Raw genomic sequence first — 12,844 nt, 5'->3', positions numbered from 1 at the left:
ACCTCCAGGGAAGGGTGGTGTGAGGGAAGGAGAGGGGGTCGGTCAGACGGTGGCGCCGGCGGCGCCACCGCGCGCCGCGCGGCCGTAGTAGGCCGTGCGCATGAGCTCCTGCATGTCGTCGAGCATCGGCATGCGCGGGTTGGCGGGCGCGCACTGGTCCTCGTAGGCGTTGAGAGCCTGCCGGGGCAGCGCGTCGAGGAAGGCGCGCTCGTCGACGCCGAGGGCCCGGAACGTCGGCTCGATGCCCACCTGGTCCCGGAGCCGCTCCACGGCCGCCGCGAGGGACTCGACGCCCTCGGCCGGGGTGGCCGCGGGCAGGCCGAGGACGCGCGCGATGTCCTGGAAGCGTTCGGGCGCCTGGTAGTTCTCGTACTTGGGCCAGCCGGTGAGCTTCGTGGGGACCGTGCCGTTGTAGCGGATGACGTGCGGCAGCAGGACGGCGTTGGTGCGGCCGTGCGCGATGTGGAAGGTGGCGCCCAGGGTGTGGGACATGGCGTGGACGATGCCGAGGAAGGCGTTGCCGAAGGCCATGCCGGCGATCGTGCCCGCGTTGTGCATCTTCTCCCGCGCCCGCTCGCTCGCCGCGCGGTCGTCGACCGCGGCCTCGATGTTCTCGAAGACCATCCGGATCGCGTGCAGGGCGAGACCGTCGGTGAAGTCGTTGGCGTAGACCGAGACATAGGACTCGATGGCGTGGGTGAGGGCGTCGAACCCGCTGTCGGCGGCCAGGGTCCGCGGCAGGTTCGCGGCGAGCAGCGGGTCGACGATCGCCACGCTCGGGGTGAGCGCGTAGTCGGCCAGCGGGTACTTCTTGCCGGTCGCGGGATCGGAGATGACGGCGAACGGGGTCACCTCGGCCCCGGTGCCGGAGGTGGTCGGGACGCACACGAGCCGCGCGAGCTTCCCGAGGGCCGGGAAACGGAAGGCGCGCTTGCGGATGTCGGAGAACTTGTGCCGCATGTCCGCGAACTCGACGTCCCTGCCCTCGGCCTGCTGTTCGTACAGCAGCCACATCACCTTGGCCGCGTCCATCGGGGAGCCGCCGCCGAGGGCGATGATGGTGTCCGGGCGGAAGTCGCCCATGAGCCGGGCGCCGCGCCGCACGGAGTCGATGGTGGGCTCGGGTTCGACGTTGTCGATGACTTGGACGGTGACCGGCTCCCGGCGCCTGCGCAGGACGTTCTGGACCCGGTCGACGAGGCCGAGGCGGGTCATCGTCGCGTCGGTGACGACCGTGACCCGGTGGACGTCCGGCATCGAGGCCAGATAGCGGATGGACTGGGGCTCGAAGTAGATCTTGGGCGGCACCTTGAACCACTGGAGGTTGTTGCGGCGCACCGACACCCGCTTGATGTTGAGCAGTTGGGCGGCCGAGACGTTGTTCGACACCGAAGTGCTCCCCCACGAGCCGCAGCCCAGGGTCAGCGAGGGCAGCAGGCTGTTGTAGATGCCGCCGATGGCACCCTGCGAGGAGGGGGCGTTGACGATGATCCGTACGGTCTTCATGCGGCGGCCGTACGCCTCGGCGAGTCCGGGGTCGCCGGTGTGGATGACGGCGCTGTGGCCCTGGCCGTGGAAGGCGACCATGTCTGCCGCCAGGTCGAAGCCCTGCTCGGCCGAGCCGGCCCGCAGGACGGCGAGGACCGGGCACAGCTTCTCGCGGGTGAGCGGCTCCTGCGGGCCGACGCCGTCGGCCTCGACCAGGATCAGCGAGGTGTCCTTCGGTACGGAGAACCCGGCCTGCTCGGCGATCCAGGCCGGACTCCGGCCCACGGCCGCGGAGTTGACCTTTGGTTCACAGCCCGCGCCCGCGGCACCGGCCGGGAACAGGTAAGCCTCCAGCTTCGACTTCTCCTCGGCGGTGGCCAGATGGGCGTGCAGGGTGCGGAACTCGGCGAGCACCGCGTCCCGGATCTCCTCGTCCAGGATCACCGCCTGCTCGGAGGCGCAGATCATGCCGTTGTCGAACGACTTGGACAGCACCAGGTCGTTGACCGCGCGGCGCACGTCGGCGCTGCGGTGGACATAGGCGGGAACGTTGCCCGCGCCGACCCCGAGGGCGGGCTTTCCGGCCGAATAGGCGGCCCTGACCATCGCGTTGCCGCCGGTGGCCAGGATCAGCGCGACGCCGGGGTGGCGCATCAGGACGCCGGTCGCCTCGACGGACGGCGTCTCGATCCACTGCACGCAGTGCTCCGGGGCCCCCGCCGCGACCGCCGCGTCGCGCACGATCCGAGCGGCCCGCGCGCTGCAGCGCTGGGCCGAGGGGTGGAAGGCGAACACGATCGGGTTGCGGGTCTTCAGCGCCATCAGCGCCTTGAAGACCGTGGTCGAGGTCGGGTTGGTGACGGGGGTGACCGCGCACACCACGCCGACGGGCTCGGCCACCTCCGTCATGTCGTCGATGTCGTCCCGGGCCACGACGCCCACCGTCTTCATCGGACCCATGCTGTGGGTGACGTACTCGCAGGCGAACATGTTCTTGGCGGCCTTGTCCTCGAAGACACCGCGTCCGGTCTCCTCCACCGCGAGCGCCGCCAGGGAGGTGTGCTGGTCCAGGGCGGCGACCGAGGCCTTCTTCACGATGTGGTCGACCTGCTCCTGGTCCAGCGACTCGTACGCGGTGAGCGCCTTGAGCGCGTTCTCCACCAGGAGGTCGACCGCGAGGGCGATGTCGGACGGAGCGCCCTCGGGTTCGGCCGGCACGGCCGTAAGCGGTGACGTCACACCTGTGGGGTCGGCCGGTACGCCCGCGGCCGTGGACGGTACGCCTGCGGGTTGGGAGGGCACGCCCGCGGCCGGTGACGGCACGCCTGCGGGGTCGATGGTCGCGGTGCGGTCGTCGTGGCGGGTCATGGGGACGGGCCTCCGTGGTCGGGTGAGGGGCGCAACGCGGGTGGGGCGCTGGGGCGGGAGCGGTGCCGCGGGGGCCGCGGGCCGGTTCCTGCCGCACTCACACCGTCTCCTGCCGACGGCACCGGTGATCAGGTCCCGATGGGTCCTCACCGGGGGCCGAACGGCCCCGAAGTACGGGGCCGGGTCAGCCCGTTGACGTCGGGTGCCTCCGGGGGCCGGTCGGGGCGGGCCGACTGAGGCCAGGGGCCCGGGGCTGTCGACCCGGGCCCCGCGCGAGCGCCCCGTTCACCTGCTGTCGCTCGGCTCCGTCCCGGTCAGTGCCGCGCGGCCGGCCTCCAGGCGGGCCACGGGGACGCGGAACGGGGAGCAGGACACGTAGTCCAGGCCCGCCGCGTGGAAGAAGTGCACGGACTCGGGGTCCCCGCCGTGTTCGCCGCACACGCCGATCTTCAGATCGGGACGCGTGGCGCGGCCCTCGTCCACGGCGATGCGGACCAGCCGGCCCACCCCGTCGCGGTCGAGGCTCTCGAAAGGCGAGGTGGCGAAGATGCCCTTGTCGAGGTAGGTGGAGAAGAACGCGGCCTCGACGTCGTCGCGGGAGAAGCCCCAGGTGGTCTGGGTGAGGTCGTTGGTGCCGAAGGAGAAGAACTCGGCCTCCTCGGCGATGCGCCCGGCCGTGAGCGCGGCCCGCGGCAGCTCGATCATGGTGCCGACCGGAAGCCGCACGGCGATGCCGGACTCCTCGGACACCTCAGCCAGGACGCGCTCCACCTCGGCCCGCTCGATGCGCAGTTCCTCGACGGCTCCCACCAGCGGCACCATGATCTCGGCCCGGGGGTCGCCCCCGGCGCGGGTGCGCTCGACGACCGCCTCGGCGATCGCCCGCACCTGCATGGCGACCAGCCCCGGAACGACCAGTCCCAGACGGACGCCACGCAGCCCGAGCATCGGATTCTCCTCGTGCATCCGGTTCACCGCGCCGAGCAGATCGGTGTCGTGCGGGTCCGGCCGCTCGCCCCGGGCCTCGGCGGCGGCGATCCGCACGGCGAGTTCGGTGCGGTCGGGCAGGAACTCGTGCAGGGGCGGGTCGATGAGCCGGATGGTGACCGGCAGCCCGTCCATCGCCTCCAGGATGCCGCTGAAGTCCCGCCGCTGGAGGGGCAGCAGGGCGCCGAGGGCCCGCTCGCGCTCGGTCTCGTCACCGGCCAGGATCATCGCCTCGACCAGCTTGCGGCGCTCCCCGAGGAACATGTGCTCGGTGCGGCACAGCCCCACGCCCTGCGCTCCGAACCGCCGGGCCCGGGCCGCGTCCTCGGGCGTGTCGGCGTTCGCCCGCACCTCCAGGCGCCGGGCGCCGTCGGCCCGCTCCATGGCGTCCGCGACGGCCCCGACCAGCGCGTCGGAGCGCTCGCCCGTCTCGAAGTACCGCATCACCGCGGAGTCGACGAGCGGGGCGGCACCCAGGTACACCGCACCCTCCGAGCCGTCCACGGAGACGACCGTGCCCTCCTCGACGACCGTGGACCCCACGGTGAACCGGCGCGCCCCGGTGTCCACCGCGATCTCCTCGGCCCCGCACACGCACACCCGGCCCATGCCCCGGGCGACGACGGCGGCGTGACTGGTCTTCCCGCCGCGGCTGGTCAGCACCGCCTGCGCCGCGATCATGCCGGGCAGATCGTCCGGGGTGGTCTCCTGGCGCACCAGGACGACCCTCTCGCCCGCCGCGGCCCGGCGTACCGCCTCGGCGGAGTCGAACACAGCGGCGCCCACGGCCGCGCCCGGAGAGGCCGGCAGCCCGTGCGCGAGGGCCTCGCCGACGGCCGCGGTGTCGAACCGGGGGAACATCAGCCGGGCCAGGCCCTCCCCGGTGACCCGGGTCAGCCCCTCGTCCGGGCCGATCAGTCCCTCGTCGGCCAGCTGCGCGGCGATGGCGAACGCCGCCGCGGCGGTCCGCTTGCCGACCCGGGTCTGCAGCATCCACAGCCGGCCGCGCTCGATCGTGAACTCGATGTCGCACAGGTCCCGGTAGTGCGTCTCCAGCGTGCTCATGTGGGAGCGGAGGTGGTCGTACGACACCGGGTCCAGCTCCGCGAGGGCCGCCAGGGAGACCGTGTTGCGGATGCCCGCCACCACGTCTTCGCCCTGCGCGTTCGCGAGGTAGTCGCCGTACAGTCCTGGCCGCCCCGTGGACGGGTCCCGGGTGAAGGCGACCCCGCTGCCGGAATCGGAGCCGAGGTTGCCGAAGACCATGGTCTGCACGGTGACCGCGGTGCCCAGGTCGTCGGGGATGTGCTCGCGACGGCGGTAGATCCGGGCGCGTTCGCCGTTCCAGGACGCGAAGACGGCGAGCACCGCCTGCCGCAGCTGTTCGGCGGGGGACTGGGGGAAGTACTCACCGGTCTCCTGGCGGACGAGGTTCTGGTACGACTCGACGAGCCCGGCCAGGTCCTCGGCGGCCAGGTCCAGGTCGGTCGCCGCGCCGCGGGCCCGTTTCAGCTCGTCGAGGACGCCCTCGAACAGGGAGGCGTCCACGCCCATGACCGTGCTGCCGAACATCTGCACCAGACGGCGGTAGGAGTCCCAGGCGAAGCGGTCGTTGCCGGAGACCTTCGCCAGCCCGAGGACCGACTCGTCGTTGAGACCGACGTCGAGGATCGTCTCCATCATGCCGGGCATGGAGAACCTGGCCCCCGAGCGCACGGAGAGCAGCAGGGGGTCGTCGGGCTGCCCCAGCCGCCGTCCGGCCGACCGCTCCAGCGCCGTCAGATGGTCGGAGACCTCCCGCATCAGACCGTCGGGCTCGGTGCCGGTGGCCAGAAAGGCCCGGCAGGCGTCCGTGGTCACGGTGAATCCCGGCGGGACCGGCAGCCCCAGCCGGGTCATCTCGGCGAGGTTGGCCCCCTTGCCGCCGAGCAGCCCGGCGAGATCACGGCTGCCTTCTGCGAAGTCGTACACGAAGCGGACCATGACGCCGGTCTCCTTTGTCGGGCGGTGGGCTGGATCGCGAGTCCAGCCTCCGGCCCCCGGGGACGGACGAGCAGAGGCCGTCGGGCCCCGTCCTGGGGCCGGTCGGCCCACCCGGGGACGCCGGTGACGTCCCCGTGCCCCGCCCGCTCACCCGCCCCGGTGCCGGCTCCGGGGCGGGCCGGTCAGAACCAAGGGGTGAACGGGCCCGTGGATCTGATCCAGCGGCCCAGCAGCCTGACGAGCTGCAGCACGGTCAGCGGCCACATGACCGCGAAGCACCACAGGAGCGCGGGTTGCGACGTGCGGATGCCGACCACCGCGAGGACCACCGAACACACCGACATCAGGGCCACCATGAGGGGGAGGCGACGCCCGCCGGACCTGCGCCTCGGCTCCGGTGCGGGGTCCTCGTCCTGGTGCCGCAGCCCCTCCTCGATCTCCGCGAGCGCGGCCCGTTCGCGCGCTGTGAGACGGACACCGTCCGTCCGGTCGCTCTCGTCCACGGCGACGCACCTCCTGTGGGTCTTCCACGGCGGCCGGCGGACAGGGGCCTCCGGCGCCGGAGCGGCGGGTCACGTCACCCGCGGGCCTTCCTGCGGCTCCTCCTCCGGTTCGTCCGGCAGACGGACGTCCCCGACGGCGACGTTCACCTCGACGACCTCCAGGCCGGTCATGCGCTCGACGGCGTCGATCACGGCGACGCGCAGGTCCGCGACGACGTCCGTGATCGGGTAGCCGTATTCGACGACGACATCGAGATCCACGGCAGTCTGCCGTTCGCCGACCTCGACGCTCACACCACGGGTCTGCCCGGGGCGCCCGGCGGGCACCCGGTCGCGGACGGACCCGAGCGCCCGGGCCATGCCGGTGCCGAGGCCGTGGACGCCGAGGACCTCGCGCGCCGACGCCGCCGCGATCTTGGCCACCACGCCGTCCGCGATGGTGGTCCGTCCCTTGCCGCCCGGATCGCCGGTGCCGGGGCGCGGGGTCTCGCCCGTCGCCTTGGTGGGGGTCGCGGAGCGGGTGGTCAGGTCCGTCATCAGGACCTCCTCGGTCTTCCGTGCGGACACCTCGCGTGGCTCAACGGGGACGGTCGGACTCTGCCCCTCCAGCCATCGTCACACGAACGGCTCAATTCGTGCGATCCGGGGCAAAGGGATCAGCGCTCGCGTCAGGGTGCTGTCACAGGGCGCGCGCCGCGTAGGCCCGTACGTCGGCGTCCGTGTCGGCGGTCGCCAGGGACAGCGCGGCGCGGGCCTCCCCGTCGGCGCGGTGCCGGGCCAGCGCCAGGACGGCGGCCTTGCGCACGTCCGCGTTCGGGTCGGCCAAGGCCTTGGCGAGCGCGGGCACGGCCAGTGCCGGGTCCGCGGCCGACAGGGCGGTCGCGGAACCCGCCCGGACCTGCCAGGCCGGATCGGACAGGGCGGCCACCGCCCGGGTGGCCAGCGGAGCCGGGCAGCCGGTGCCGCCCAGCGCCTCGTAGGCGGCGGCGCGCACCAGCGCGTCGGGATCGTCGAGGAGCACGGTCAGGGCCGCACGGGCCGTGTCCGGCCGGGAACCGGAGGGCACAGTGTCGCCGGGTCGCCCCGAGGCGGTGCCGAGCGACCTGGCGATCGTCACCCGGACCTCCCGGGACGGGTCCGCGGCGGCGCGGGCCAGGTCCGCGGTGGCGTCGACGGACACGAGCGCCCGTACGGCCTCGATGCGCACGGCGATGCCGGAGTCCGACAGCGAGGCGCGGAACAGATCGGCGTCACCCAGGCGCAGCGCGCGCAGCACGTCCAGGGCCGCGGCCCGTACGACCGGGTCGTCCCCGGCCAGCCCCGCGGTGAGGCCCTCACGCAGTGCCCGCTCGGCCGGGAGCGTCTCGACGAGCTCTCGCAAGGAGTTCGCCGCGGCCTCGCGCACCGAGGGGTCGACGTCGACGAGTGCCCCGGCGAGGGCGGGTCCGGCGCCGGGCGGTACGGTCTCCGTCAGGACGGTGACCGCCGTCCGGCGGACGACGGGATCGGCGTCGGCCAAGTAGGGCTGGACGGAGGCGAGTTCGGGCTCCTCCTCGGCGAGCGCGAGAAGCCGGAGCAGCCGCGGGGAGGCTGGTGCGCTCGCCTCCGTGTCACGGCGGGTGGCCGCGGCGTGCAGGGGCGACGGGGCCACCGGCGCGGCCTCCCGGGCTCCCGCCGTCGCCACCTGCTCGGCGTGGACCTCCCCGAGGCTCCGGGAGGGGCCGCCGACCGGGTCGAACCCCTCCACCGGGACGAGATACGGAGCCACCGGACGAGCCGTGAACTCCATAGCTCCGGAAGGCGACTTGTACAGGTCCAGGTGGTGGAACCAGGACGTGTCGTCGCGCTCCGGATGGTCGATCCGGTCGTGGTAGAGGCCCCAGCGGGACTCCGTACGGGCCAGCGACGACCGGGCGGCCATCTCCGCGCAGTCGCGGATGAAGGTGACCTCGGCGCAGCGCATCAGCTCGTGCGGGGTGCGGGCACCCATCGCCGCGACCTCGGCGCGCATCCGCTCGAACGCCTCCAGGGCGAGGGACAGCCGGGCGCCCGACTTCGGCGGGGCCACGTAGTCGTTCACGAAGCGGCGCAGCTTGTACTCGACCTGGGGCTGCGGCGGGCCGTCCGGGTTGCGGTAGGGGCGGTAGACCAGCTCGTGCGCCTCGCGCAGCTGGTCCGCCGGCAACTCGCCCTCGTACGAGGTGTACTGGGCCGCGTCGGCGCCCGCCAGGTCGCCGAACACGAAGGCGCCGATCATGTAGTTGTGCGGGACGCAGGCCAGGTCACCCGCCGCGTACAGGCGCGGGACGGTCGTACGGGCGTGCTCGTCCACCCGCACCCCCGAGGCCGAGTGGCCGCCGCACAGACCGATCTCGGAGATGTGCATCTCGATGTCGTGCGTCCGGTAGTCGTGTCCCCGGCCCGAGTGGAACGTGCCCCGGGTCGGGCGCTCCGTCGAGTGCAGGATGGACTCCAGGGCGGCGACCGACTCCTCCGGGAGGTGGCTCAGCTTCAGGTACACCGGGCCGCGGTCGGAGGTCACCTCGGCGGCGAACTCGGCCATCATCTGCCCCGACCAGTAGTCGGAGTCGACGAACCGCTCACCGTGCCGGTTGACCTGGTAGCCGCCGAAGGGGTTCGCCACGTAGGCGCAGGCCGGACCGTTGTAGTCCTTGATCAGCGGATTGATCTGGAAGCACTCGATACCCGTGAGTTCGGCGCCCGCGTGGTACGCCATCGCGTAGCCGTCGCCCGCGTTGGTCGGGTTCTCGTACGTGCCGTACAGATAGCCGGAGGCGGGCAGGCCGAGCCGGCCGCAGGCGCCGGTCGCCAGGATCACGGCACCGGCGCGGACCGTCACGAACCGGCCGGTGCGGGTGTTGAACCCGGCCGCGCCCACGGCCCGCCCGTGGGCCGTCAGGACGCGCACCGGCATGACCCGGTTCTCGATCCGGATCCGTTCGCGCATCTCGCGCCGCCGCAGCTGCCGGTAGAGGACCTTCTTGACGTCCTTGCCCTCCGGCATGGGCAGCACGTAGGAGCCCGAGCGGTGCACCTGGCGGACCGCGTACTCGCCGTGCTCGTCCTTCTCGAACTTCACCCCGTACGCCTCCAGCCGCCGCACCATGGCGAAGCCCCGGGTGGCGGTCTGGCGGACGGTGGACTGGTCGACGATGCCGTCGTTGGCCCGGGTGATCTCGGCCACGTAGTCGTCGGGTTCGGCGCGCCCGGGCACGACCGCGTTGTTGACGCCGTCCATGCCCATGGCGAGCGCGCCGGAGTGCCGCACGTGGGCCTTCTCCAGCAGGATCACCCGCGCACCGTGCTCGGCGGCCGTCAGCGCCGCCATGGTGCCGGCCGTGCCGCCGCCGATCACGAGGACGTCGCAGGCGAGTTCCTCGGCGTCGGCGAGGGCGGGAACGACGGGCGGGGTGGTTTCGGGAGTGGTCACCGCGGGTGCCTTTCAGGTGCCGAGCGAGGAGAGGACTGTGCGGCGCAGGGCCACGCGCGCCGGATCGTCGTGCGCCGTACGGTCGCGGGGGCGCGGCACGTCGTGCAGCGCGGAGAGTCCGCCGGAGCCGAGCAGCGCCACCCGGTCGCCGAGGAACAGGGCCTCCTCGACGTCGTGGGTCACGAACACCACGGTCGCGCCCGTGCCCCGCAACACGTCGACCAGCAGCTCCTGCATACCGGCGCGCGTCTGGGCGTCGAGCGCCCCGAACGGCTCGTCCATGAGGACGGCGCGCGGGGCCGGTGCCAGGGCCCGGGCCAACTGCGCGCGCTGGCGCTGGCCGCCGGACACCCGGTGCGGCAACTGGCGTGCCTGCTCGGCGAGTCCGACCCGCGCGAGCCAGGACTCGGCCTTGCTGCGACGTTCGGTGCGCGACAACCCCTGGATGGCGAGGGGGAGTTCGACATTGGCGCGCAGGCTGCGCCACGGCAGCAGGGCGTCCTCCTGGAAGACCAGGGCGCGGTCTGCCGAGGGGCCGGTCAGCGGCTCCGTGTCCTGGGCGGCCTCACCGGCCAGCGGAGGCAGCAGCCCGGCGAGGGTGCGCAGCAGGGTCGACTTGCCGCAGCCCGAGGGGCCGACGACGGTGAGGATCTCGCCGCCGGCCACGTCCAGGTCCACCCCGTGCAGCACGGGAGCGTCCGGGTGGCCGAGGCCGGCGTCGGTCAGGGTGAGCCGCGCTCCGGTGCGCGAGGCCGGAAGGACGTCAGACGAGCTGGTCATGGGGTACCTCCTTCTCCGTCGCCGGTGCCGCCGGGACGGCGGTGGGGGCGCCGGGCTTCCGCCGCGGGGCCCGTGCGCCGGGGACGTACGACGTACGGGGCAGCCAGCGGGTCAGGCGCCGGCCGAGGATCTCCACGGCGGTGGAGGTGATCCAGCCGAGGACGCCGATGGTGACCATCCCCACGAACACGCCCGGGTAGTTGACGATCGTGTAGTCCTGCCAGGTGCGGTAGCCGACGCCGTACTGTCCGGAGATCATCTCGGCGGAGATGACGCAGATCCAGGAGACGCCGAGGCCGACCGAGAGGCCGCCGAAGATACCGGGCAGCGCACCCGGAAGGACCACCGAGCCGAGGATCCGCAGACGGCCGGCGCCCATGGTGCGGACCGCCTCCTCCCAGACCGGCGTCAGCGCCCGGACGGCGTGACGGGTGGAGACCAGCACCGGGAAGAAGGCGGCGGTGAAGGTGATGAAGACGATTCCCTGTTCGTCGGAGGGCAGCAGCAGGATCGCCACGGGGACGAGCGCGATGGCGGGGATCGGCCGGATCACCTCCACGAGCGGTCCGAGCAGGTCCTCGGCCAGGCGCGATCGGGCCACGAGCACGCCCGTGGCCACGCCCAGGACGGCGGCGAGCAGGAAGCCGCTGAGGATGCGGGTGAGACTGTCGCCGAGGTCTGTCCAGTAGTCGGGGCCCGTCAGACGGTCGGCGAAGGCGCGCGCCACGTCGGCGACCGTCGGGAACTGCGAGAAGCGCAGCCACAGGTCGACGTCGAGACCCGTCAGCAGCTGCCAGGCGCCGAGGGCGGTCGCCAGTGACGCGAGGCGCAGGGCGAAGCGGCCGTAGCGGCGCGGATACCGCGGTGCGAACCGGCCGGCGTGCCGGGGGCGGCGCGGCGGCAGCCGGTCGGCCCCGTGCGCGTTCCGGGTCATGAGGCCCGCCGCAGCGCGTCGGCGTAGGTGACGACGCGGGCGCCGGTGTGTCCGGCGGTGTACGCCTTCGCGGTCGCCGGTGCGACGAAGGGGAGCAGCCGCTCGCCGTCGGCGACCCAGACCGCCCGGTCGGCGAACCACAGGGTGCCGGTGGTGGCGTCGGGCACGTAGGCGGCGCGGATGCCGGTCCTGTGCCCGGCGAGATAGCCGAGCAGTTCCGTCGGCGACGCGAAGGTGCGGGTCTTCCGGGCGCCCTTGGGCCAGACCTCGCTCGCGGCCGGTGGGGGAGTCGCGGCGAGGCGTCGGGCGTAGCCGGGTCCGAGGGCCTTCCTGACGTATCGGTCGTCCACGAAGGCGTCGACGTCCACGTCGCCGGTGAGCTTCGCCGACCGCAGGATCGACACGTCCTGTTTCAGCGCGGAGACGAGCCGCGGTTTGACCGCCGGGTCGAAGGTGGCGATGCCGTGGGCGCCGTTGTACAGATAGACGACCTCGGCGGGCAGTCCGGTGGCCTCGGCGACCTTCTCGGCGGCCGGCACGGGGTGGGCGTCGAGATAGTCGGTGGTCTTCGCCTGGGCCTTGAGGAAGGCTTCCAGGACGGCGGGCCGCTTCTTGATGAAGTCCTCGCGGGCGGTGACGCCGTGGAAGGTGGGCAGGTCGAGCTCGGCGCCGTCGTACAGGGCCTTCGCCTTGCCCTGGAAGGCGAGCAGACCGGGCCAGGCGACGAACTGCGACAGCGCGTCGACACTCCCGGCGGACAGGGCTGACGCTCCCACGGCCGGCTGTTGGTTGAGTTTCCGGACGTCCTTGTCGGGGTCGACACCGGCACGTCGCAGGGCCCGTACGAGGGTGCCGTCGGCGGCGGATCCGATGCTCGTCGAGACCTTCTTGCCCTTCAGGCCCTCGAGCGAGGCGATGCGCGAACCGGGTGCGGTGACGATGGTGTTGAGGCCGCCGCGCAGGTTGTACCCGGTGACCGACACGAGGTGGGTGGGGCGGCCGAGCTGCCTGCCCCGGGCCGCGTTGATGAGGAGGGGGAAGTCGCCCATCGAGCCGATGTCGATCTTCCCTGCGGTCATCTGGGCGGTGATGGGGGCGCCGGTCGCGTAGTCCTGCCACTCGACCTTGTAGGTGTGCCCGTCGTGCAGGGCGTCGAGCTCCTTCTCGAACAGGCCGAGGGAGCGCAGCAGGGTTCCGGCGGTGACGGTGTTGATGGTCTTGGACTGGTAGCCGACCGTGACGGTGACGGTGGATCCCTCCCCTCCCGCCGCGGCCGTGCCGCCGCAGGCCGTCAGGGGGAGGAGCAGCAGGAGGCTCGCGGCAAGAGCTGTGCGCTTCATGGGAGTTCGG

General features: G+C 72.9%; 8 protein-coding genes. All 8 read right to left on the bottom strand.

Annotated elements, in window-relative coordinates; all coding sequences use genetic code 11:
* Positions 1-42 precede the first annotated feature (42 nt).
* Entirely contained in the window at positions 43-2,856 is a 2,814-nt protein-coding gene (gene adhE, locus IO36_RS26970) for a bifunctional acetaldehyde-CoA/alcohol dehydrogenase (protein ID WP_078943459.1), read from the bottom strand.
* A 285-nt stretch (positions 2,857-3,141) separates the two neighbouring features.
* The gene (gene ppdK, locus IO36_RS26965) at positions 3,142-5,826 is read right to left on the bottom strand and encodes a pyruvate, phosphate dikinase (RefSeq protein WP_037623581.1); all 2,685 of its coding nucleotides are present in this window, start codon (positions 5,824-5,826) and stop codon (positions 3,142-3,144) included.
* Between the two features lie 182 nt (positions 5,827-6,008).
* Positions 6,009-6,329: a DUF3040 domain-containing protein gene (locus IO36_RS26960; RefSeq protein ID WP_037623579.1), complete on the bottom strand. Its 321-nt coding sequence runs from the start codon at positions 6,327-6,329 to the stop codon at positions 6,009-6,011.
* A 69-nt stretch (positions 6,330-6,398) separates the two neighbouring features.
* Complete coding sequence (locus IO36_RS26955) at positions 6,399-6,866, bottom strand: Asp23/Gls24 family envelope stress response protein (RefSeq protein WP_037623698.1); 468 nt, start codon at positions 6,864-6,866, stop codon at positions 6,399-6,401.
* Positions 6,867-7,008: 142 nt separating this feature from the next.
* Positions 7,009-9,780, bottom strand: a complete 2,772-nt coding sequence (locus tag IO36_RS26950; protein ID WP_037623577.1) for a fumarate reductase/succinate dehydrogenase flavoprotein subunit — start codon at positions 9,778-9,780, stop codon at positions 7,009-7,011.
* A gap of 12 nt (positions 9,781-9,792) precedes the next feature.
* Positions 9,793-10,560, bottom strand: coding sequence for an ABC transporter ATP-binding protein (locus IO36_RS26945; RefSeq protein WP_037623576.1), 768 nt, complete (start codon positions 10,558-10,560; stop codon positions 9,793-9,795).
* Positions 10,544-11,494: an ABC transporter permease gene (locus IO36_RS26940; RefSeq protein ID WP_078943458.1), complete on the bottom strand. Its 951-nt coding sequence runs from the start codon at positions 11,492-11,494 to the stop codon at positions 10,544-10,546. The genes IO36_RS26945 and IO36_RS26940 overlap by 17 nt, the downstream gene beginning before the upstream one ends.
* On the bottom strand, positions 11,491-12,834 hold the full coding sequence (locus IO36_RS26935) for an ABC transporter substrate-binding protein (RefSeq protein WP_037623575.1): 1,344 nt from the start codon (positions 12,832-12,834) through the stop codon (positions 11,491-11,493). Before IO36_RS26935 ends, IO36_RS26940 begins: the two co-directional genes overlap by 4 nt.
* Positions 12,835-12,844: the final 10 nt, after the last annotated feature.

The organism is Streptomyces aureus (genome assembly GCF_000725495.1).
GTDB classification, from domain to species: Bacteria; Actinomycetota; Actinomycetes; order Streptomycetales; family Streptomycetaceae; genus Streptomyces; species Streptomyces aureus_B.
This window is presented reverse-complemented; position numbering and strand designations above follow the sequence as displayed.